We start from the raw sequence: 22,145 nt of genomic DNA on the forward strand, positions 1-22,145 counted from the left end.
CCGGCATACGCCCTTGGGTGTGCAGACGGCCCGGGCTCCCTCAGGGGCCCGGGCCGTCGTGCGTCGCTGCGTCAGCGGCGCTTGCGCTTGACCTTCTTGCCGCGACGGTCGGCCTTGCGCTCGACCGTCTGCTGGCCGCCGGTCTCGACGGCGCGGCCGTCCTCGCCGGGGGCGGTGTAGTGCAGGGCAGCCGGTCGCTGCGACTCGGGGTCGAGGTCGACGCCGGAGACGCGCACGCCGGCGCCGAACGGGCGGCGTCCAGCGACCTCAGCCTCCTCGTCCGTCTCGCCGTTGAGGGCGGCACCGGTCGCGTCGTCGGCCACGTGACCGGCGGCGGCGAGCCCGCCGACCAGGTCCCCGACCGACATCGGCGCGGCGCCGACGGGAGCGGCGGCGGCCTCGGGCAGCTGCACCTCGACGGAGAAGAGGTGACTCACCGACTCCTCCTTGATGGCCTCCATCATCGCCTCGAAGAGCTGGTAGCCCTCGCGCTGGTACTCGATGAGCGGGTCGCGCTGGGCCATGGCCCGCAGGCCGATGCCCTCCTGGAGGTAGTCCATCTCGTAGAGGTGCTCGCGCCACTTGCGGTCCAGGACCGACAGGACGACCCGGCGCTCGACCTCGCGCATCGTCTCCGCGCCGAGCATCTCCTCACGCTGGTCGTACGCGTGGTGGGCGTCGGACATCAGCTGCTCGCGGAGCAGGTCCGCGGTGATGGCCTGGCGACCGCCCGCCATGTCCTCGACCGCCTCGATGGTGACCGAGACGGGGTAGACCTGGCGCATCGCGTCCCAGAGCTTCTCGAGGTCCCAGTCGGCCGCGAAGCCCTCGGCCGTGGCCGCGTCGACGTAGGAGCCGACGACGTCGTTGACGAACAGACGCAGCTGCTCGTGGAGGTCCTCCCCCTCGAGCACCGCGCGGCGCTCGTCGTAGATGACCTGGCGCTGGCGGTTCATGACGTCGTCGTACTTGAGGACGTTCTTGCGGATCTCGTAGTTCTGCGCCTCGACCGAGCCCTGGGCCTTCTGGATCGAGTTCGTGACCATCTTGGACTCGATCGGCACGTTGTCCTCCATGCCGGCGGTCTGCATGAAGCGGTCGACGAGCCCGGCGTTGAACAGGCGCATGAGGTCGTCGTTGAGCGAGAGGTAGAAGCGCGACTCACCCGGGTCACCCTGGCGGCCGGAACGACCGCGGAGCTGGTTGTCGATGCGGCGCGACTCGTGGCGCTCGGTGCCGAGGACGTAGAGGCCGCCGAGCTCGGTGACCTCCTCGTGCTCGGCCGCGACGTCGCGCTCGGCCGTGGCGAGCGCCTCGTCCCACGCGGCTTCGTACTCCTCCGGCGTCTCGTGCGGGTCGAGCCCGCGACGCTTCAGCTCGGCGACGGCCCGGAACTCGGAGTTGCCGCCGAGCATGATGTCGGTGCCTCGACCGGCCATGTTCGTCGCGACGGTGACGGCGCCCTTGCGGCCCGCGTCGGCGACGATCGCGGCCTCGCGCTCGTGCTGCTTGGCGTTGAGGACCTCGTGCTTGATGCCGCGCTTCTTCAGCTGCTGCGAGAGGTACTCGCTCTTCTCGACCGACACGGTGCCGACGAGGACGGGCTGGCCGACGGCGTACTTGTCGGCGATGTCGTCGACGACGGCGTCGTACTTGGCGACCTCGGTCCGGTAGACGAGGTCGGCCTGGTCCTTGCGGACCATCGGGCGGTTCGTCGGGATCGGGATGACGCCGAGCTTGTAGATCGAGTTGAGCTCGGCGGCCTCGGTCTGGGCCGTGCCCGTCATGCCCGAGAGCTTGGCGTACATGCGGAAGTAGTTCTGCAGGGTGATCGTGGCGAGCGTCTGGTTCTCGTTCTTGATCTCGACGCCCTCCTTCGCCTCGATGGCCTGGTGCATGCCTTCGTTGTAGCGGCGGCCCGGGAGCATGCGGCCCGTGTGCTCGTCGACGATGAGGATCTCGCCGTTCATGACGACGTAGTCCTTGTCCTTCTTGAACAGCTCCTTGGCCTTGATGGAGTTGTTGAGGTAGCCGATGAGCGGCGTGTTGACCGTGTCGTAGAGGTTGTCGATGCCGAGGAGGTCCTCGACGCGCGCGATGCCGGACTCGAGGACGCCGACGGTGCGCTTCTTCTCGTCGACCTCGTAGTCGCCGCGTCCGTCCTCGCCGCGATTGAGGCGGGCCGCGATGCGGGCGAACTCGACGTACCACTTCGTCGCGAGGTCGGCCGGGCCGGAGATGATGAGCGGCGTGCGCGCCTCGTCGATGAGGATCGAGTCGACCTCGTCGACGATGCAGAAGTTGTGGCCGCGCTGGACGAGCTCGGCGGGGTCCCACGCCATGTTGTCGCGGAGGTAGTCGAAGCCGAACTCGTTGTTCGTGCCGTACGTGATGTCCTTGGCGTACTCGGCGCGCCGCTGCTCGGGCGTCATCGAGGCGAGGATGCAGCCGGTCTCCATGCCGAGGGCTCGGTGGACGCGGCCCATGAGCTCGGACTGGTACTCGGCGAGGAAGTCGTTGACCGTGATGACGTGGACGCCCTTGCCCGACAGGGCGTTGAGGTAGCTCGGGAGCGTCGCGACGAGGGTCTTGCCCTCACCGGTCTTCATCTCGGCGACGTTGCCCATGTGCAGCGCGGCGCCGCCCATGACCTGGACGTCGAAGTGCCGCTTGCCGAGGGTGCGCTTGCTCGCCTCGCGGACGGCGGCGAACGCCTCCGGCAGCAGCATGTCGAGGGTCTCGCCCTTGTCGAGGCGCTCGCGGAAACCCTTGGTCTCGTCGCGCAGCTCCTCGTCGGTGAGCTTCTCGAAGTCGGCCTCGAGGGCGTTGACCTGCTTGGCGATGCCCTGGAGCTTCTTCAGGGTCCGGCCTTCGCCGGCGCGAAGCAGCTTCTCGATGACGGCCATCTGGTGATCTCACTCCCGACTGAACGTGTGGACTCGCCCGGTGGGCGGGCTCCATCGCCCGTGATGGGTCACGGGACCCGCCTAGGCTAGCCGCCTTCCGGACACAACGACCAACGCATCGGCGCGCGGCCCGGTTCCGACACCGTGGGCGACCCGGTCCGCGCCGGTGCCCGAGGGCGTATGCCGGGTGTCCCGGGACGCGCTCAGCCGCCCGCGGCGGCGCCCGTCGGGTCGACGGCCTGGTCGACACCCTGGTCGACGGCCCGGTCGACGGGCAGGTCGACGCGACCGAGGCCGAGCCAGGCGGCCATCGACTCGAGGTTGGCGAGCAGGGCCGGCCGCGCCTCGGCGGGCGCCCCGGGTTCCCACGTGACGCGGTGGCAGCGCAGCACGCCGGCGACGCGGTCGGCCTTGAGGTCGCACCGGGCCACGAGGGCGTCTCCGTGGAGGAAGGGCAGGACGTAGTAGCCGTGGACGCGCTTCTCGACCGGCGTGTAGATCTCGATGCGGTAGTGGAAGTCCCAGAGGGCGTGGATGCGCTCGCGCTGCCAGACGAGCGAGTCGAAGGGGCTGAGCAGGGCCTCGGCATGGACACGTCGCGGCAGCCGGGCCTCGGCGTGCAGCCAGGCCGGCTTCCAGCCCGGCACGGTGACCGGGATGAGCTCGCCGTCGGCGACGAGGCGGGCGATGGCCGGGCGGGCGTCCTCGCGCCTGATCCGGAAGTAGTCGGCCAGGCACAGCTCGGTGCCGACGCCGTGCGCGCGGGCGGCGATGCGGACGAGCTCGAGGTAGCGGTCGGGATCGGCCTCCGGTCCGGGACGGTCGGCCCAGGCCCCGCGCAGCGGCGGCGGCGCGGTGGCCGCGAGTGCGGCATACCGGCGCTCGAACTGAGACGTGCGCCCTGCCGAGCTGATCTGTCCGGCCCAGAAGAGGTACTCGAGGGCCTGCTTGACGTCGGACCAGTTCCAGCCCCAGTGGTCGGTGCGCCGGGGCTGGTCGTGCGCGAGGGCGACCTCGACGTCGCGCGCGGTCATCGGGCCGCGGGCCTCGACCTCGGCCCGGACGAGGTCGACGTAGTCGGGGCGCTCCTCGAGGATGCGTCGCATGCCGCCCCACGCCTTCTCGGCGGCCGCGCGCATGCGGAAGTCGAGCAGCGGCCACGTCGACGGCGGGACGAGGCTCGCCTCGTGGGCCCAGTACTCGACGAGGCGTCTCGGGGCCCGGTCGCGGGCCCGGTCGAGCAGCGCCGGGTCGTAGGGCCCCAGCCGGGAGAAGAACGGGAGGTACTGGCTGCGGGCGAGCACGTTGACACTGTCGATCTGGACGACCCCGACGCGGTCGACGACGCGCTGGACGTGGCGCATCGTCGCGGTGAAGGGCTCGGGGCGGGGGTCGAGGAAGCCCTGGGCGGCGATGGCGGTGCGGCGCGCCTGCGCCCGCGTCATCCGACGCGCGGCAACGGTCATGGACGGTGCTCCTGGGCGTCTCGGCCCGGTCGGTCGTGGTGGTCGTGGTGCTCTCGGTCGGTCGGCGTCAGTCGGCGTCAGTCGGCGTCAGTCGGGGTCGATGAGCCGCTGGCGGACGGCATACATCGCCGCCTCCATGCGCGAGTGCATCTGCAGCTTGTCGAGGATGTTGCGGATGTGGTTGCGCACGGTGTTCTCGGAGATGAACAGCTCGGCGCCGATCTCACGGTTCAGCTTGCCCTTGGCGACGCTGCGGAGGATCTCGAGCTCGCGGTGGGTCAGCCGCGGCAGCTCCAGCCCCGGCGTGGGCGCGGGCGGCACGTCCTTCTGGCTGATCGCCTTGAACTCCTCCAGCAGCTTGGACGCCATGAGGGGCGAGAGGAGCGACTGGCCCTGGAAGACGCTGCGGATGCCGGCCGCCACCTCCTCGGGAGGCACGTCCTTGAGGAGGTAGCCGTTGGCCCCCGCTCGGACGGCCTCGAAGAGGTTGGCCTCGTCGTCGGAGCTCGTCAGCATGAGGATGCGCGCCGAGGGCACCCGCTGCTTGATGACCCGGCACGCGTCGATGCCTCCGCGCTTGGGCATGCCGACGTCCATGACGATGACGTCGGGAAGGATCTCCTCGGCCTGGTCGACCGCCTCGATCCCGTCGGCCGCCTCACCGACGACCTCGATGCCGTCCTCCGTCGACAGGACGGTCTGCAGGCCCCGACGGTAGAGGGCGTGGTCGTCGACGATGAGGACACGGATGACGTCGGGGGGCGGGTTCACGCCTCCATCTTGGCCCAGACCACGGACACGCCGCCCGGTGGACGGCCCGCGTCGGCGCGGCGCGGTCCGGACGCCCGTCGGGGCGCCCCCTGGACGGGGACGCCCCGACGCCGTCGACGTCCGGGGAGCAGGGGATCAGCCCGTGGCGGCGACGGCGGCGTCCGCGTCGGTCTCGAGGTGCAGCACCCCGTAGCTCCAGCCGCGGCGCCGGTAGACCACGCTCGGGCGATCGGTGTCTGCGTCGTGGAAGAGGAAGAAGTCGTGTCCGACGAGCTCCATCTGGTTGACCGCGTCCTCGAGCGACATGGGCGCGGCCGTGTGGATCTTCTCGCGGACCTCGATGGGTGAGTTGCCGAGCGCACCGAAGCGCTCGAGGTCGTCGACCCGACCGTCACCGGCGTCGCCGGCTGCGGAGTCGTCGGGAGCCGCGCCGTTCGCCGAGGCGTCGATGCGGGCGGTCGCCTGCGCGACCGATTCGGGGATGCGTCGTCCGCGACTGACCTTGCGCTTGTCGTGCACCCGCCTGAGGCGGTCCATGAGCTTGTCCACGGCCGCGTCGAGAGCGGCGTACTTGTCGTCGAGACAAGCCTCCGCCCGGATCACGGGACCCTTGGCGTGGCACGTGATCTCGACCTTCTCGGACCCGCGGGCGACCCGCTCGTGGGTGACGACGACGTCGATGCGGTGCACCTTGGGCGCGAGCGCGGGCACCTTGGCCAGTCGCTCGTCGAGCTGCTCACGGAATCGGTCGGGGATCTGGACGTGGCGTCCAGTGACGACGATCTCCACGGTTCCTCCTTGATCGCGCACGTCTTCTTCGTGCGGGCAGTGAAAGTGTTTCCGGGCCTCTGGTCACCTAGGACGGGCCCGCGGTCGACGCGGCACCACCCCTTCCTGTCGATCTGGTCCCCGAGGGCGGCCGGCAGGCCGTTCCCGGTGGGACGGGGGTCCATGACTCGACACTACTGGGGCCGCGCGCCCACTGGAAGGCGTGCCGGACATCCCCCGGCAACATCACAGGCACGGTGCCCGCCAGGGCCTCCCCGGACGTCACGGGTCAGCCGCGGGTCCGCTGGGTGGCGGCCATCGAGGCGCCCACGACGGACCCGGCACCGGCAGCGCGCAGCGCCCGGGTGGCCTCGGCGAAGGTGGCCCCCGTGGTTACGACGTCGTCGACGAGCAGGCATCGTCGGCCCCGGATCACGTTGTGCCACAAGGGGATCACTGACAGGGCCCCGGCAAGGTTGCCGCGGCGCTCGACCGTCCCCAGTCCCGACTGGTCCTCCACGCGCCGCACATGACGCAGGGCAGGGGCGACCCGGAGCGCCGGGCCGGGTCGCCCGACGAGCTGTGCGACCGCTGCCTCGCACAGGCCCGTCATCGGCGTGTCGCCGCGCTCGCGGACGGCGCGTCGCGATGAGGGGGCCGGCACGACGAGCACGACCCCGGCGTCCCAGCCGACGCCGGCCAGCGCCGCGTCGAGCGACACGGCGAGGAGGGGCACGAGGACGGCCTCGAGGTCGCGCCGGCCGGCGTCCTTCCACGCGGACACGGCCGCGCGGAGCGGGTCGGCGTAGACGCCCCAGGCATGCACTGGCGGCATGCCCTCCGGGACGGGATGCGGCACGACCCAGGGTCCGCCGCCGTGCACGCGGGCGTGGCCCTGCACCGTGGGCGTATGCGTCGAGTGACCGCCGGGGTCACGCGGGGCCGGTGGCCCGAAGGCCAGGCCCTCGAGCGCACGTGTGCACCGAGCACACCAGACGGCACCCGGACGGAGGCATCCACCGCACTCCCGCGGGAGGACGAGGTCGACGAGGTCGCTGTCGCGCACCGTGGCCGCGCCGACCGCGAGGGCGGCCCCGATCGCCCGCCCGAGGTCCCCGACCCCGCGCCCCGCGCGCCTCTCGCGCTGCGGCGGGCCCGCCAGCCCTGACCCGCGACGCCCTCGCACGCCCCCATCCCACCTCACGGCGGCGTGAGGGTCGAGACCTGAGGCCGTCACTGGGGACGACGGCCGTCGGGCGTGCAGGGGTGTGGACGGTCGGACCGGCGGCGCTCAGCCGCCGGGGACGAGGACGTCGCTGCCGCGCTCGATGAGGGGCCAGTTCGAGCCTGCCCTGGCGAGCACCCGGTTGTCGCTCGTGACGATGATGATGCCGCGCGGGCCGCCGACGGTCGTGATGGTCACGGCTCCGGGGACCGCGCCGAGCCGCGCTGCGCCCGTCCGTGTGCCGTCGACGCCCGCACCGATCGTCGCGAGCCACGCCCGCATCGGGTCACCCTGGCGCTCCTGGCCCAGGACGGCGTACCCGACCGGGTCGAGCCAGGTGACGTCCTGGATGCGGGTCAGCGACTGGGCCTGGCGCAGCGGTTGCGCGAGCGCCTGCGGCTCGCCGTTCGTCGCGCGGACGATGCCGCTGAGACCGAGCTGCTCGTCGCCTCCCGACCGGTCGGTCGTGACGATGAGCACGCGGGTGGCGTCCGCGGCCACGGCGATGGCCTTGACCCGGCGGTCCCCCAGCCACGGCGTGCTGATCGGCTTCGGGGCGGAGTCGGGGTCGCTCGAGACGGAGTCGAGCACGTAGACCCGGTCGTCGCCGTGCTCGTCGCTGCCGGCGATCCACAGGTAGCCGTCGGCGTCGTAGACCGGGCGGATGAGTGACGTCGCGAAGGAGGTGACCGTCCTCGGCTGCTCGGTCGCTCGCCAGATCGACAGGTCACGCCCGTTGGCCGACACCGCCGCCACCTGCTTGCTGTCGACGGCGAGCGCGAGGCTGCGCCACGTGTCGGGGATGCGCGCGATGTCGCCGTCCTTGGGCTTGAGGTCGGGCCGCTTCGCGTCCTTCGTGTCGGGGACGTAGCGCGGGTCGAAGCGCCTCATGGCATCTCCCGTGCGCAGCTGCGCCGTGTCGAGGAAGGTCTTGGGGACGACGTCGTAGCCGAGCTCGGCCGCGGACGACACCGTGGTCACGCCGCCGGGCAGCTCGAGCTGGGTGCTGTCGACGGCGAGGGACACCGAGCTCACCGACGAGATCTGGCTCAACGTCTTGGTCAGCTGGGCCCACATCGCGGCGCGACCGGCCGGGTCGGCCGACAGCGCCTCGCTGCTGAGGTTGACCTGGGCCCTGCCGTTCGTCACCGGGACGGCGTTGACGGCCAGCCGGGTGCCCGTGGGCACGCCCGTGGCGACGGCGCCCGCGAGGTGGCCGGGCACGGCGCTCAACTGGGCCCGCGCCAGGGTCGTGGCCAGACGGGACCCGATCGGGAACCACCGCGAGTCCGGCACGAGGTCGCGCCCGGTGCGCGTCACGTAGTGGACGACCCGGTTGACGTAGACGCGGTTGAACTGGTCGTTGTCGAGCCACAGCCCGAAGCCGGTCTTGGGCAGCTCCACGCGCCACTCGCCGCCCACCTTCGTCAGGCCGAGGGTCACCTTCTCCCGGGTGCCGGGCGGCTGCTCGACGTAGCGGCCGTCCGGGGTCAGCCTGGCCAGGGCGTCGGCGCTCACCTCGACGGTGTCGTCGGTGAGCCGGCGCAGCGTGAGGTCACCGTCGTAGACGACGACGTCCTCGCTCGACCATCGCCAGAGGTCGACCGACTGCGGCGTGAGGAACAACTGCCCGGTGGCATGGGTCTCGTCGGTGTCCTCGCCCGCCCGGAGGAACCCCCGGACGACAGCCTCCTGGCTCGCCCCGTCGAACGGGCCGACGGCCACGACGCGGACCGGCTCGTTGAGCACCTCGCCCAGCGCGCGCCCTTCGACGACCGGGCCGGTGGCGGGCAGGCCACCGCACGCCGCGAGGGCGGTGGAGGCGGCGAGCAGCAGCGCCGCGAGACCACGGGCTCTCACGGGGCGCGCTCCACGACGATGCGTCGCAGCCGCAGCGTGTCGTCGTCGGCCGGGCGGCCGGCGTCCGAGGACCCGTCGCCGCCGGCAGGGCCGGTCGAGTCGTCCCCTCCGGCCGCGCGGGCGCGGGCGGCCTCCGCCGCGAGCGGGCTGAGCGGCAGGGGCGAGCTCGTGATCGTCGCATCGGCCTGGCGCGGCAGGGTGAGGCGGAAGCACGACCCCTCTCCCCGTGCTCCCCAGGCCTCGAGGCGGCCGGCGTGCAGCCGGGCGTCCTCGAGCGCGATGGCGAGGCCGAGGCCGGTACCCCCGGTCGTGCGGGCCCGGGCGGGGTCCGCACGCCAGAAACGGGTGAAGACGAGCGCCGCCTCGCCCGGCCGGAGCCCGACGCCGTGATCGCGCACCGTCACGGCGACGGCGGAGTCGTTGGACCCGATCGTCACCTCGACGGGCTTGCCCTCGCCGTGCTCGACGGCGTTGGACACGAGGTTGCGCAGGATGCGCTCGATGCGGCGCGAGTCCATGTCGGCGACGACGGCGCTCGAGGGTGCGTTGACGACGAGCTGGGTGCCCTTGCGGGCGGCGAGGGTGCGGTGCGCGTCGACGGCCCGCTCGACGCAGGCACGCAGGTCGCTCGCCTCGACCTCGAGCACGGCCGCACCGGCGTCGAACCGCGAGATCTCGAGCAGGTCGCTGAGCAGCGACTCGAAGCGGTCGAGCTCGCCGCGGAGCAGCTCGGCCGAGCGGGCGACCGTCGGCTCGAAGTCGTGCCGGGAGTCGTGGATGAGGTCACCGGCCATGCGGATCGTCGTGAGCGGCGTGCGCAGCTCGTGCGAGACGTCCGAGACGAACCGCTGCTGCACGCGCGAGAGGTTCTCGAGCTGGGCGATCTGCTGCTGGATCGAGGCGGCCATCCCGTTGAAGGACGTGCCGAGGCGTGCGAGGTCGTCCTCGCCCTTCGCCTGCATGCGCTCGTTGAGGTTGCCCTCGGCGAAGCGCTCGGCGACGGAGGCGGCGCGACGCACCGGGTCGGCGACGAGCCGCGTCACGACGAAGGCGATGGCACCGATGAGCAGGATGAGGGCGGCACCGCCGAAGAGGAAGGTCTGCCCGATGAAGCTGATGATCTCGCGCTCACGGTCCATCGGGTAGATGAAGTAGAGGCCGTAGTTGCCCGCCACGGGGAGCACGACCTTCTGGCCGACGATGACGGCGGAGATGGTGTCGTTGCCCTCCTCGATCGTCGCGACCTGGAGGTGCTGGCGGTCGGGCTGGGCCGCGACCTGCTGGCGCAGCTCGTCGGGGATGAACCGGACGCCGACGCTGCCGCTCTCGACCGTCCTGACGATGAACGGCGACGTGTTGTCGTCGAACCGCGTCAGCACGACGTACCGCGTCTCGTTGCCCGCGTCGCGCCGGTAGGTGTTGATGAGCGTCGTCGCGAACTGGGTCAGCTTCTCCTGCGTGTCCGTCTGGTCGGTCGAGTCGAACTGTCCCTGGGCGTCGGTCGCGTCGCGCAGGCTGTCCTCCGACGCGATGCGCTGGCGGCTGTCGACGAGCCCCTGGGCGATCGAGCCGTAGAGGTAGGTGCCCACCGCGGTGAGCACGAGGATGCCGAGGAGCATCGTCACGACGACGACGCGGAAGCCGAGGGAGGCCCGCCACAGGTGGAGCAGCCGGCGCCAGGCCCGGCGCAACGCCGCACCGGCCCGCGAGGCCAGCCCCGCGGGTCCGCTTCGGGCCGCGCGCTCCGTCATGTCAGGACGGGCCGGCCTTGTAACCGACGCCACGGACGGTCACGACGATCTCGGGTCGTTCGGGGTCGTGCTCGATCTTGGAGCGCAGTCGCTGGACGTGGACGTTGACGAGGCGGGTGTCACCCGCGTGGCGGTAGCCCCACACCTGCTCGAGGAGCACCTCGCGGGTGAAGACCTGCCAGGGCTTGCGCGCCAGCGCGACGAGCAGGTCGAACTCGAGCGGCGTCAGGGACAGTGACTCGCCGTCGCGCTTGACGGAGTGGCCCGCCACGTCGATCTCGAGGTCGCCGATCGACAGCTTCTCGGGCGCGGGCTCATCGCCGCGGCGCAGCCGGGCTCGGACGCGGGCGATGAGCTCCTGCGGCTTGAAGGGCTTGACGACGTAGTCGTCGGCGCCGGACTCGAGCCCCACGACGACGTCGACGGTGTCGGTGCGGGCAGTGAGCATGACGATGGGCACCCCGCTCTCGGCACGGATGCGACGGCAGACCTCCATGCCGTCGAGCCCCGGGAGCATGACGTCGAGCAGCACGAGGTCGGGCCGCGACTCACGGAAGGCACCGACCGCCTCGGAGCCGTCGGCCACGTGCGTGACCTCGAGCCCCTCGTTGCGCAGCACGATCCCGAGCATCTCGGCGAGTGCGAGGTCGTCGTCGACGACCAGTACCCGACCCTTCACGACACACTCCTTCCCGGGACCGCGGACCACGCGCCCCGTACGTCCTGACCAAATCATCACACACGCCTGACGACCTGCTGACCCAAGCGAGTCGTGACCGGGCGCCCTATGCCGTCCGCGCACCCTCCGCGAGCACGTGACGGGAGCGGGCCACGCGGCATACGGCTCGGGACACGGCGAAGGGCCCCGACGGTGTCGGGACCCCTCGTGGAGCGGTGCGGCGTCAGGCCGTCAGCTCTGCGTGACGTACCACTTGCCGCCGATCTTGACGGCCTTGAAGCTCGAGACGACGTCGGCGGCGAGCGCCGGCTCGGTCGTGACGCTCTCGAAGGTGGCGTTGTTGCCGTTGACCGTGGCGCCGCTGATCTTCAGGCCCTGGAAGGCCGCCCCAAGCTCCTTGATCTGGTCGAGCATCGGCGTGATGGTCTTGCCGCAGGCCGCGGCGGCCCCGGGGATGCTCGAGATGGCCTTGCCTCCCGTGGCCATGAGCGCGCACACCGTGTTGCCGTCCCCGGCGACCATGGCGCCGAGCCACGAGGTCATCGCAGCCTCGGGCGTCGCCTGGTCGACAGGACCGGCCGTCGCGCTCGTCGTGCCCGTGTCGGTGGCGCCGGTGTCGTCGGTCGTGCCCGACGACATCGCGTCCGACGGCGTGGTCGCGCTCGAGGTCGAGCCGGCCGGAGTCGGTGTCGCTGCCGGGTCGACGGACTTCGAGCAGGCGGCGAGCGAGACGGAGAGGGCCAGTGCGAGTGCACCGGTCAGGAGCTTCTTCATGGAGGGTCCCTGCCAGACGGGTGGTCGGTGAGTCTCCCGATCCTCCCACGGGAGGGCCGCCCGGGAGCGTCGAGGAGCACGGCAGGAGCGGTTCGCGCGACCAGCCGCGCCGCGTGCCAATCCGCCCAAAAGCCCCCGTCCCGTCCGGTGAGCGGGGATGATCGCCCGGTGACGAGCGACACGCGGGGAACCGCCCCGGCTGCCGAGCTGGCTCCGGACACCGGACTGGAGAACGGCCCGGTCGACGGCCCGGTCGACGGCCCGGTCGACGGAGGGCCGGAGCCGACCCCGCGCGGCCGACGCGGCCCGCTGCCGCTCGGCGTGCGCCAGGCGCTACCCGGCCTCGTCATCCTCGTCGCCGTCGTGCAGGTCGCCCGTCCGGTCGGTGACCCGGACACCTTCTGGCACCTCGCGGCCGGCGACCGGCTCCGCGAGACGTGGACCTTCAACGGGCCCGACCCGTGGAGCACGATGTCGACGCAGCCGTGGCGGCTGCACGAGTGGCTGCCCGAGCTGCTCATGAGCGTCGTCCAGCAGTTCCTCGGGCTGCCCGGTGTGGCCTGGCTGCTCCCCCTCGGCGGGGCCGCCATCGGACTCACCCTGTGGCGCGCGACCCGGCCGCGGGCCTCGCTCCTCGCCTCGGCCGCCGTCACGTCCGTCGCACTCGTGGCGATGAGCCAGAGCCTGTCGCTGCGGCCGCACCTGCTCTCGTTCGCCTTCGCCGTGGCCTTCACTGCGGCCTGGCTGCGCTCGGCCGCGGACGCTCGCCCGCGGTGGTGGCTCGTGCCCGTCACGTGGGTCTGGGCCTGCACGCACGGCATGTGGTTCTTCGGTGTCGTCATCGGGGTCGTCGCGCTGCTCGGGATCGCGCTCGACCGTGCGGTGACCCGCCGGCAGTGGCTGCGCCTCGCGCTCGTGCCACTGGCCTCCCTCGCGGCCGCCGCCGTGACGCCGACCGGACCCGAGCTGCTCCTGTCGCCCTTCGCCGTCAACGAGACGACCCAGTACATCGAGGAGTGGATGCCGCCGTCGCTCCGGCAGCCGGGCTTCCTCGCCTTCCTCGCCCTCGCAGCCGCCGTCGTCCTCGTCTGGGCTCGCGCCCGGCACCGCGCCCGCTGGACCGACATCCTCCTGGTCGGGCTCGCCATCGGGCTGGCCCTGCTCTACAGCCGGACGGTCGCCGTCGGAGCCGCCATCATCGCCCCGGTCGCCGCGGCGACGATCCAGGGCCTCCTCCCGCCGGACCGCGAACCCGTGACTCGGCGCGAGGTCGGCCTGACCGTCGGCCTCGCGGCGCTCGGGCTGCTCGTCGCAGCCCTGATCCTGCCGACCCGAGCGGCCGTCCCGACGTGGGGGGCCAACGACCTCGACACGCCGTTGTCGGCCCTGCCGCAGGGCACCGTCGTGTGCAACGACTACGGCGTCGGGGGCTGGCTCATCTGGCGCCACCCGAACGTACGGCCCACCATCGACGGGCGCGTCGAGGTCTACGCGACCGGACACGTCAAGGAGCACCTCGACTTCGAGCGCGCGGCCCCGGGCTCGCAGGCCTACGTGCGCCGGACGGGCTGCACGTACGCCCTGCTCACCAAGGGGCAGCCGGTCATCGAGGCGCTGACGGAGCAGGCGCAGTGGACGGTCGTGCAGCGCGGCTCGGAGTACGTCTTGCTCCGCGCACCGCGCTGACCGGCAGCACTCCCCACCCCGAACACACGGATGCCGCCCACCTCGTGAGGTGGGCGGCATACGTACGCCGTCAGGTGCCGCTCCCCTGCGGGGCGGTACGGGCGGGCTCAGTAGCGGTAGTGCTCCGGCTTGTACGGCCCGGCGACGTCGACGCCGAGGTACTCGGCCTGGCCCTTGGTCAGCTCGGTGAGCCGGACGCCGAGGGCGTCGAGGTGCAGGCGCGCGACCTTCTCGTCGAGGTGCTTCGGCAGGGTGTAGACCTGCTTGGCGTAGTCGCCGGTCTTCGTGAAGAGCTCGATCTGGGCGATCGTCTGGTTGGAGAACGAGTTGCTCATGACGAAGCTCGGGTGGCCGGTGGCGTTGCCGAGGTTCATCAGGCGGCCCTCGGAGAGCACGATGATCGAGCTGCCCGAGGTGAACGTCCACTCGTGGACCTGCGGCTTGATCTCGGTCTTCTGGATGCCGGGGACGCGAGCGAGGCCGGCCATGTCGATCTCGTTGTCGAAGTGGCCGATGTTGGCCACGATCGCCTTGTTCTTCATCTTCGTCATGTGCTCGGCCGTGATGACGTCGTAGCAGCCGGTCGTCGTGATGAAGATGTCGGCGGACTCGACGACGTCCTCGAGGCGGGCGACCTGGAAGCCCTCCATCGCGGCCTGCAGGGCGCAGATCGGGTCGATCTCGGTGACGATGACGCGGGCGCCCTGGCCACGGAGGGACTCGGCGCAGCCCTTGCCCACGTCGCCGAAGCCGGCGACGACGGCGACCTTGCCACCGATGAGGACGTCGGTGGCGCGGTTGAGCCCGTCGATGAGCGAGTGGCGGCAGCCGTAGGTGTTGTCGAACTTGCTCTTGGTCACCGCGTCGTTGACGTTGATGGCCGGGAAGAGCAGCTCGCCGGCCTCGGCCAGCTGGTAGAGGCGGTGGACACCGGTCGTGGTCTCCTCGGTGACGCCCTTGATGCCGGCGGCGACCGTCGTCCACTTCTGCGGGTCGGTGGTCAGCGTCTGACGCACGAGCTCCTTGAAGACGCCGAACTCCTCGGAGTCCTCCTCGGTGGTCGGGGGCACCTGGCCGGCCTGCTCCCACTCGCGGCCCTTGTGGACGAGCATCGTCGCGTCGCCGCCGTCGTCGAGGATCATGTTCGGACCCTCGCCGCCGGGCCAGGTGAGGATCTGGTCGGTGCACCACCAGTACTCGGGGAGCGTCTCGCCCTTCCAGGCGAAGACGGGCACGCCCTGGAGGTCGTCGGCGGAGCCCTTCGGGCCGACGACGACGGCCGCGGCGGCCTCGTCCTGCGTCGAGTAGATGTTGCAGGAGGCCCAGCGGACCTCGGCACCGAGCGCGGTGAGCGTCTCGATGAGCACGGCCGTCTGGACCGTCATGTGGAGGGAGCCGGCGATGCGGGCGCCCTTGAGGGGCTGGGCCTCGGCGTACTCCTCGCGGATCGCCATGAGGCCGGGCATCTCGTGCTCGGCGAGTCGGAGCTGGTGTCGGCCGGCCTCGGCGAGGCTCAGGTCGGCAACCTTGTAGTCGAAGGACATGAGTGATCGTTTCCTTTGATCGTCGGTCTGCAGACCCGGCGCGCCCCTCTGGGCTCATCTGGCGGGTCATCACCCACGCCGGCAGTCGCCCAGTCTAGCCGCGAGCCTCGTCGGCCTCGAATCCCCTGTCGAGGCCTGCGCTGCCACGCCCCACAGCTCCCCGCGGTCTGAGCGCATACGTTGTCTCGGCGGCACCTACCCCCGCCCCGGCGGAGTTGGTGCAGTCGCCAGACCCGAAACCGCCCCACCTCCTCCGCCCGGGCGGACGTATGAAGGGCGTGGCGACGGATCCCACCCCGCGGCCTCCCCAGCGACTCAAGAGAGGCCAGCACACGGCATACGCCGAGCGGCCGGCTCCAGCGGTGCGGGTCAGTGCGTGCTTGCGGCCTCGTCGTGCTTCGTGCGGCGCGGGATGACGTGCAGGACGGCGACGACGACGGCGCCGACGACGAGACCGATGAGGGCCGACGCGAGCGTGTTGACGACCCAGGCGAGGAAGCCACCGATGCCGGCCACCCCGGCCACGCCCTCCTCGAGGTGGTGGACGAGGTCGTAGAGCGCGTGCCAGCCGAGCTCGTCGACGCCGACGAGCAGGATGTGCCCACCGACCCAGAGCATCGCCGCGATGCCGACGGTCGACAGCACCGAGAGCAGCTTCGGCATCCCCTTGACGAGGCCCCGGCCGATGCGCTGCGAGGCCCCTGACTCGCGTCCGGCGAGGTGCAGGCCGACGTCGTCCATCTTGACGATGAGGCCGACGACGCCGTAGACGAGCGCCGTGATGAGCAGCGCCACGATGACGAGGATGATGAGGCGAGAGACGAACGGCTCGGTGTCGACCTCGTTGAGGGCGATGACCATGATCTCGGCCGACAGGATGAAGTCGGTGCGGATCGCGCCGGAGACGACGGCCTTCTCGTCGACCTCGCCGACCTCGGCCTCCTCCTCCTCGTGGCCCGAGACGATCTCCCAGACCTTCTCGGCGCCCTCGTAGGCGAGGTAGGCGCCGCCGACCATGAGGATCGGCGTCAGCAGCCACGGCACGAACTGGCTGAGCACCATGATGACCGGGAGGATGATGAGCAGCTTGTTGCGCAGCGAGCCGAGCGCGATCCGCTTGATGATCGGCAGCTCGCGCTCGGGTGCCAGACCCTGCACGTAGCGCGGGGTCACGGCCGTGTCGTCGACGACGACGCCGGTGGCCTTGACGCTGGCCTTCGCGGCGGCAGCGCCCACGTCGTCGACGGATGCCGCCGCGAGCTTCACGAGTGCCGCGATGTCGTCGAGGAGCGCTACGAGTCCGCCTGCCATGGCGTCATCCTAGGGTGGTCTGGGAGCCCGCTGGGAACGCGCTCAGGCCGGGTCGTCGAGCTTCAGCCCGAGCAGCGCGTTCTCGACGACCTCCGCGAGAGCCGGGTGGATCCAGTACTGCCCGCGGGCGAGGTCGTGGACGGTCGTGCCGAACGCCAGCCCCTGCACGAGCGGCTGGATGAGGGAGGTCGCCTGCGGACCCATGAGGTGGGCTCCGAGGAGGAGACCCGTCGTGGGGTCGGCCACGAGCTTGCAGATGCCCGTCGTGTCCTCCATGGCCCAGCCGTATGCCGTGTCGCCGTAGGCCTGGACGTAGGCCGTGTGCGCGCGGCCCTGCTCGACGCACTCCTGCTCGGTCAGGCCGACCGTGGCGATCTGCGGGTGGCTGAAGACCCCGGACGGCACGTTCTCGTGCGGCAGGACGCGCAGGTCGCCGGGGTGCACGAGGTTGTGCGCGATGGTCCGAGCCTCGGCGTTCGCCAGGTGCTTGAGCTGGTGCGGCGCGCTGATGTCGCCGAGGGCCCAGACACCCGGGGCGCTCGTGCGGCCGTAGGCGTCGACCTCGATGCGCGCGTCGTCGAGCAGCCGCAGGCCCCCCGCCTCGACGCCGAGGCCCCCGCTGTTGGGCACGCGACCGGTGGCGACGAGCAGCAGGTCGGCGTCGACGGCCGTGTCGTCGTCGAGGCGCAGGCGCACGCCCGCTCCCCCGGCGCCGGTCTCGACGGCCGTGACCGTCGATTCGGTGCGCACGTCCCACTGCTCGCGGGCCAGGTCGGTGAAACGCTGCGCGATGTCGGTGTCGAGGTGGCGCAGCAGCAGCGACGACCGGGCGACGACCGTGACCTGCACGCCGAACGAGGCGAAGACGTGGGCCATCTCGGCCGCGATGAAACCGCCGCCGATGATCGCGAGCCGCTCGGGCAGCGCGGCGATGCGCATGATCGTGTCGGAGGTGTGGAACGGCACGCCCGACTCGGTGACGACGTCGGGCACGACCGGGTGGGCGCCGGCGGCCACGACGACCTGGTCGGCCGTCAGCGTCTCCTCGCGGCCGTCGCCGAGGTCGACCACGAGCGTCCGGTCACCGGTGAAGCGCGCGTGCCCGAGGTAGGCCGTGGTGTTGGGTCCCTCGACGCGGTAGCGCCGGCCACCGTCCGAGATGGGGTCGATGCGCCCGAAGACGCGGTCGCGGACGTCGGCCCAGCGCACCCCTTCCAGCGTGGCGTCGACGCCGTAGCGGCCGGCCTCGCGCACGTCGCGCGCGAGGTCCGCGGCGTAGACGAACATCTTCGTCGGGATGCAGCCGACGTTGAGGCAGGTGCCGCCGAACGTCCCACCCTCGATGATCGCGACGCGCTTGTCGTCGAAGTCGGGGGTCACGAGCGAGTTGCCCGAGCCGCTGCCGATGATGGCCAGGTCGTAGTGCTCCGTCACCGTGGCAGCCTACGTGGGTGAACCGACCGACCCCGGACGGCATCCGTTTGCGCACGATCGGCACACGGGCATACGCCCTCGGTGTCTCGGGCGGGTCAGGTGTCGCGGGCGCCCCGCAGCAGGCGCACGTGGGGCGAGTTCGCGGGGTCGAAGCCGAAGCCGAGCGCGAGGTAGGTCGCGGCGAAGTCGGCCAGGGCGACGTGGTGCGCGAGGCGCAGCAGGGGGTCGGCGGCCGGGGCGTCGATGAGCGAGACGCGCACACCGGCGTCCTCAGCCACGGACACGACGGTGTCGACCAGACCGTGCGGCTCCCCGGGCGAGGTGTCGCGCAGCATGATGAGCCGCAGCGGCGGCCGCGTCGGGCCGTCGAGGAACGGGTCGGCGAAGATGTCGTCGGTCCCGCCGCCCCCGGACTGGCCCGGCGCGAGTGGGCCGTCGAAGCACGCGACGATCTGGCTCGCGGCGTCGGGCAGGGCGCCGTGCGCGACGGGCACCCGGCCCGTGCGGCCGAACATGGCGGCGGCCCGGCGGGCCGTGACGTCGCCGAAGGGTCCCTCGCCGAGGACGATGGGCGTCGACTCGGCGAGCTCGGTCGCGAGCACCTTGGCGGGGTTGACGAACGACTCGGACGACGGTCGCGCGTCGGTGGCCGTGCGGTCGAGGACGTCGGCGAGCTCGGCGAGCGTCTCGTGGCTGACGGACGCGATGCCCATGGCGTCGGCGGCGAGCAGCGCAGGGATGGCCTGGGCCCACACCGACGTCCGTGAGGACACCCCGCTGAGCGCGATGGGGACGTGCACGCCGTGGGCCCGGGCACAGACGTCGGCCAGCGGCGAGTCGGCCGCCCCCACGGTGACGAGGAACGCGCCTCGCCGCGCAGCCTCGGCGGCGAGCGCGAGCGTTCCGGCCGCCCGACCGGACTGGGACACGGCGATGACGACGTCGAGGGCCCCCACCCAGCCGGGGAGCGACCCCGATGAGCAGCTCTGGACCGGCAGGGCCGCCGCGCCGCGGGACACGGCCTCGAAGAGGTCGGCTACGGCGACGGAGCCGCCGGCGGCCGCGACGACGACCCCACGGGGCCCGACGTCACGGAGCCGGTCGAGGCCGGCTTCGGCCGAGGCCGCGACCGTGCGCCGCACCTGGGCACCCGCGCCGGCCAGGGCGCGCAGCGTGTCGCTGGCGTCGAGAGAGGCCAGGGCGCCCTCGTCGTCGAGGCGGGCTTCGTCGAACACGGCGCCCACCGGTCTCAGCCGTCGGTGCGGCGGGCGAGGTCGACGAGCAGGACGGGGACGCCGCCCTCGACGGGGTAGGCGAGGTGGCACGCGTCGCAGCGCAGTTCGGCGGTCTCGGCAGTCGTGGTGGTCGCGGTGTTCTCGGTGGTCTCGCTCGTGCCGGCCGGCTCACCCGTCGTGTGCACGGCGTCGACGAGCTCGCCCTTGCACTGCGGGCACCGGAGGATGCCGCGCAGCCACGGCTCGATCGTCTGCTGGCTCTGGCTCACGAAGCGTCTCCTGCGTCCTGGGCGGTGGTGGACCCGTTCTCGTCGCCCGCGGTGGCACCCGACCGGATCAGGGCGAGCAGCTCGTCGCGCACGTCCTGCATCGTCTCACGGTCGGCGGCCTCGACGTTGAGCCGCAGGAGCGGCTCGGTGTTGGAGGCGCGCACGTTGAACCACCACGTCGGGGCGTCGCCCTCGGGGCTCGTGACGGTGAGCCCGTCGAGCTCGTCGGTGCCGGCGCCGCGCCCCTGGGCCCAGGCCCGTACCTGCTCGACGACGGCGGCCTGGTCGGTCACCGTCGAGTTGATCTCGCCGGATGCGACGTATCGCTCGTACTCGCCACAGAGGTCGGACAGCGGGCCGTCCTGCTCGCCGAGGGCGGCGAGCACGTGCATGGCGGCGAGCATGCCGGTGTCGGCGTACCAGAAGTCGCGGAAGTAGTAGTGAGCCGAGTGCTCGCCGCCGAAGACGGCTCCGGCGCGGGCCATCTCGGCCTTGATGAACGAGTGGCCGACGCGGGTGCGCACCGGCGTCGCGTCGTGCTCGACGACGATCTCGCGCACCGCGGCGCTCGAGATGACGTTGTGGACGATGGACACCTCGGTGTCGCCGCCCTCGCGGGCGCGGAGGATCTCGCGGACCGCGACGAGCCCGGTGACGGCGCTGGGCGAGACGGGCTCGCCGTCGGCGTCGATGACGAAGCAGCGGTCGGCGTCACCGTCGAAGGCGAGGCCGATGTCGGCACCGTGCTGACGCACGGCGGCCTGGAGGTCGACGAGGTTGGCGGGGTCGAGGGGGTTGGCCTCGTGGTTCGGGAAGGTGCCGTCGAGCTCGAAGTAGAGCGGGACGATCTCGAGTGGCAGCTCGGGCAGCCCGCCGCCCGTGCCGAGCACGGCCGGCACCGTGTGGCCGCCCATGCCGTTGCCGGCGTCGACGACGACCTTGAGCGGGCGCGAACCGGACAGGTCGACGAGGCCGCGCAGGAAGGCGGCGTAGTCACCGAGCAGATCGCGCGTCGTCACCGAGCCGGGACCCCCGGCCGGGTGCGCGAGGCCGGTCCCACCGTCGAGCAGCCACTGGGCGAGGTCGCGGATCTCGGCGAGACCCGAGTCCTGGCCCACGGGGCGGGCCGCCGACCGGCACAGCTTGATGCCGTTGTACTGGGCCGGGTTGTGGCTCGCCGTGAACATGGCGCCGGGGAGGTCGAGGGCGCCGCTGGCGTAGTAGAGGCCGTCGGTCGAGCAGAGCCCGATGACGGTCACGTCGACGCCGCGCGAGGTCACACCGGCGGCGAAGGCCGCGGAGAGCTCCGGCGAGCTCGGGCGCATGTCGTGGCCGATGACGACACCGCTGGCCCCGTCCGGGACGGCGACGACCTCGGCGAACGCGGCGCCGAGGGCGTGGGCCACGTCGGGAGAGAGCTGGTCGGGCACGATTCCACGTACGTCGTAGGCCTTGACGAAGTCTGCGAGGTGGGGCACGCCGAACACCCTAGTGGTCAGGAGTCCTTGAGGATGCGCAGGTGTCCGCGGCGGCCGGACTCGACGGCGCCGGACTCCGCCTCCGCGGCAGCCTGGCCCCGGGACGTCGTGCGGGTCTCTCCGGGGCGGCTCGTGCGCGGGCGGCCGGCCTCGCGGACGGCGTCGGCCAGAGCGAGGAGGTCGTCGGCGGCCAGGGCCGGCTCGGGGAAGTCTCCACCCACACGCACGACCTCCCAGCCACGGGGGGCGGTCATCCGCTCGGCGTGCTCGAGGCACAGGTCGTAGGTGTGCGGCTCGGCGTAGGTCGCGAGCGGGCCCACGACGACCGCGCGGTCGGCGTAGGCGTACGTCAGGGTCGCGACGGCAGGACGGGCGCATCCCGTCTTCGAGCAACCACGTGTCAGACCCACGATCCGGGACTCTAGTCCGCCCTCCCGAAGAGGACGAATCACCACGCCGTCCGAGCACGAGATCACCGCGGGCGTATGCCGCCGGGTGGCGTCCGTGCGCGAGGTGACGGTCGATCTAGAGTGGAGACGTGGACACCGCCTCACCCCGCACGCCCGGGCGCCGTCGTCGGCGTGACCGGCACGGACGTGGCCGCCGGGGGCCCTTGGCCTGGCCGCCGGTCCCCGCCATGACCTCGCGCCGCGACGAGTTCGACGACTTCGTCCTCGACGCCGCGGCCCGGCTCGAGGCGACGTGCGGGCGTGCCTTTCCCGCAGTGGAGTTCGCCGTCGAGGACGTGCCCCGCGGACCTGCTCCGTGGGACCACCGCGAGGTGCCGCTCGGCCGGCTCTACCCGGCGACGAGCGCGCGTCCGGCGCGGATCGTCGTCTACCGTCGGCCCGTCGAGACGCGCGTCACCGACCGGCGAGACGTCGCTGCCCTCGTGGCCGACATCGTGACGGAGCAGGTCGCCGGGCTGCTCGGGGTCGCTCCCGAGGAGCTCGACCCCGGCTTCGGCGAGTGACCCGCCGACACCGGG

Annotated in this window: 18 protein-coding genes; 2 read left to right on the plus strand and 16 right to left on the minus strand. The window is 72.1% G+C overall.

What is annotated here, in order from left to right:
* Window positions 1-71: 71 nt before the first annotated feature.
* The 9 genes from secA to AB4Z14_RS09800 all read right to left on the minus strand — a co-directional run bounded on the left by secA (window position 72) and on the right by AB4Z14_RS09800 (window position 12,200).
* Window positions 72-2,906 carry a preprotein translocase subunit SecA gene (secA, locus tag AB4Z14_RS09760; protein ID WP_442275029.1) on the minus strand — a complete coding sequence of 945 codons (2,835 nt, stop codon included), beginning with the start codon at window positions 2,904-2,906 and terminating at the stop codon, window positions 72-74.
* Between the two features lie 203 nt (window positions 2,907-3,109).
* Window positions 3,110-4,372 carry a winged helix-turn-helix domain-containing protein gene (locus AB4Z14_RS09765; RefSeq protein WP_442275030.1) on the minus strand — a complete coding sequence of 421 codons (1,263 nt, stop codon included), beginning with the start codon at window positions 4,370-4,372 and terminating at the stop codon, window positions 3,110-3,112.
* 87 nt (window positions 4,373-4,459) lie between these two features.
* Window positions 4,460-5,143: a response regulator gene (locus AB4Z14_RS09770; RefSeq protein ID WP_020142999.1), complete on the minus strand. Its 684-nt coding sequence runs from the start codon at window positions 5,141-5,143 to the stop codon at window positions 4,460-4,462.
* A 135-nt stretch (window positions 5,144-5,278) separates the two neighbouring features.
* Window positions 5,279-5,932 carry a ribosome hibernation-promoting factor, HPF/YfiA family gene (hpf, locus tag AB4Z14_RS09775; RefSeq protein ID WP_020143000.1) on the minus strand — a complete coding sequence of 218 codons (654 nt, stop codon included), beginning with the start codon at window positions 5,930-5,932 and terminating at the stop codon, window positions 5,279-5,281.
* A 268-nt stretch (window positions 5,933-6,200) separates the two neighbouring features.
* The gene (locus AB4Z14_RS09780) at window positions 6,201-7,097 is read right to left on the minus strand and encodes a ComF family protein (RefSeq protein WP_442275031.1); all 897 of its coding nucleotides are present in this window, start codon (window positions 7,095-7,097) and stop codon (window positions 6,201-6,203) included.
* 105 nt (window positions 7,098-7,202) lie between these two features.
* A complete protein-coding gene (locus AB4Z14_RS09785; RefSeq protein WP_442275032.1) occupies window positions 7,203-8,996 on the minus strand; it encodes a GerMN domain-containing protein in 1,794 nt (597 codons plus the stop codon).
* Entirely contained in the window at window positions 8,993-10,747 is a 1,755-nt protein-coding gene (gene mtrB, locus AB4Z14_RS09790; RefSeq protein ID WP_442275033.1) for an MtrAB system histidine kinase MtrB, read from the minus strand. Before mtrB ends, AB4Z14_RS09785 begins: the two co-directional genes overlap by 4 nt.
* Window position 10,748: 1 nt before the next feature.
* Window positions 10,749-11,426 carry an MtrAB system response regulator MtrA gene (gene mtrA / locus AB4Z14_RS09795; protein WP_020143004.1) on the minus strand — a complete coding sequence of 226 codons (678 nt, stop codon included), beginning with the start codon at window positions 11,424-11,426 and terminating at the stop codon, window positions 10,749-10,751.
* Window positions 11,427-11,657: 231 nt separating this feature from the next.
* Window positions 11,658-12,200 carry a hypothetical protein gene (locus AB4Z14_RS09800; protein WP_442275034.1) on the minus strand — a complete coding sequence of 181 codons (543 nt, stop codon included), beginning with the start codon at window positions 12,198-12,200 and terminating at the stop codon, window positions 11,658-11,660.
* A gap of 168 nt (window positions 12,201-12,368) precedes the next feature.
* Between AB4Z14_RS09800 and AB4Z14_RS09805 the strand changes: the two genes are divergently transcribed.
* Window positions 12,369-13,886 carry a hypothetical protein gene (locus tag AB4Z14_RS09805; RefSeq protein WP_442275035.1) on the plus strand — a complete coding sequence of 506 codons (1,518 nt, stop codon included), beginning with the start codon at window positions 12,369-12,371 and terminating at the stop codon, window positions 13,884-13,886.
* A gap of 107 nt (window positions 13,887-13,993) precedes the next feature.
* Here AB4Z14_RS09805 and ahcY read toward each other — a convergent pair whose 3' ends face one another.
* From ahcY to AB4Z14_RS09840, 7 genes are all read right to left on the minus strand, one after another.
* Window positions 13,994-15,430 carry an adenosylhomocysteinase gene (gene ahcY, locus AB4Z14_RS09810; RefSeq protein WP_442275036.1) on the minus strand — a complete coding sequence of 479 codons (1,437 nt, stop codon included), beginning with the start codon at window positions 15,428-15,430 and terminating at the stop codon, window positions 13,994-13,996.
* A gap of 369 nt (window positions 15,431-15,799) precedes the next feature.
* Window positions 15,800-16,741, minus strand: coding sequence for a DUF808 domain-containing protein (locus AB4Z14_RS09815; RefSeq protein ID WP_442275037.1), 942 nt, complete (start codon window positions 16,739-16,741; stop codon window positions 15,800-15,802).
* Between the two features lie 42 nt (window positions 16,742-16,783).
* Window positions 16,784-18,175: a mycothione reductase gene (locus AB4Z14_RS09820; protein ID WP_442275038.1), complete on the minus strand. Its 1,392-nt coding sequence runs from the start codon at window positions 18,173-18,175 to the stop codon at window positions 16,784-16,786.
* Window positions 18,176-18,270: 95 nt separating this feature from the next.
* Entirely contained in the window at window positions 18,271-19,419 is a 1,149-nt protein-coding gene (locus AB4Z14_RS09825; RefSeq protein WP_442275039.1) for an SIS domain-containing protein, read from the minus strand.
* Between the two features lie 5 nt (window positions 19,420-19,424).
* Entirely contained in the window at window positions 19,425-19,679 is a 255-nt protein-coding gene (locus AB4Z14_RS09830) for a Trm112 family protein (RefSeq protein WP_442275040.1), read from the minus strand.
* Window positions 19,676-21,166, minus strand: coding sequence for a phosphomannomutase/phosphoglucomutase (locus tag AB4Z14_RS09835; RefSeq protein WP_442275041.1), 1,491 nt, complete (start codon window positions 21,164-21,166; stop codon window positions 19,676-19,678). The genes AB4Z14_RS09830 and AB4Z14_RS09835 overlap by 4 nt, the downstream gene beginning before the upstream one ends.
* Before the next feature lie 8 nt (window positions 21,167-21,174).
* Complete coding sequence (locus AB4Z14_RS09840; RefSeq protein ID WP_056824217.1) at window positions 21,175-21,567, minus strand: DUF3499 domain-containing protein; 393 nt, start codon at window positions 21,565-21,567, stop codon at window positions 21,175-21,177.
* Between the two features lie 128 nt (window positions 21,568-21,695).
* Between AB4Z14_RS09840 and AB4Z14_RS09845 the strand changes: the two genes are divergently transcribed.
* Complete coding sequence (locus AB4Z14_RS09845) at window positions 21,696-22,130, plus strand: metallopeptidase family protein (protein ID WP_081633808.1); 435 nt, start codon at window positions 21,696-21,698, stop codon at window positions 22,128-22,130.
* Window positions 22,131-22,145: the final 15 nt, after the last annotated feature.

The sequence above is a fragment of the Terrabacter sp. 2TAF16 genome, from assembly GCF_052115065.1.
In the GTDB taxonomy this organism is placed as follows: domain Bacteria; phylum Actinomycetota; class Actinomycetes; order Actinomycetales; family Dermatophilaceae; genus Terrabacter.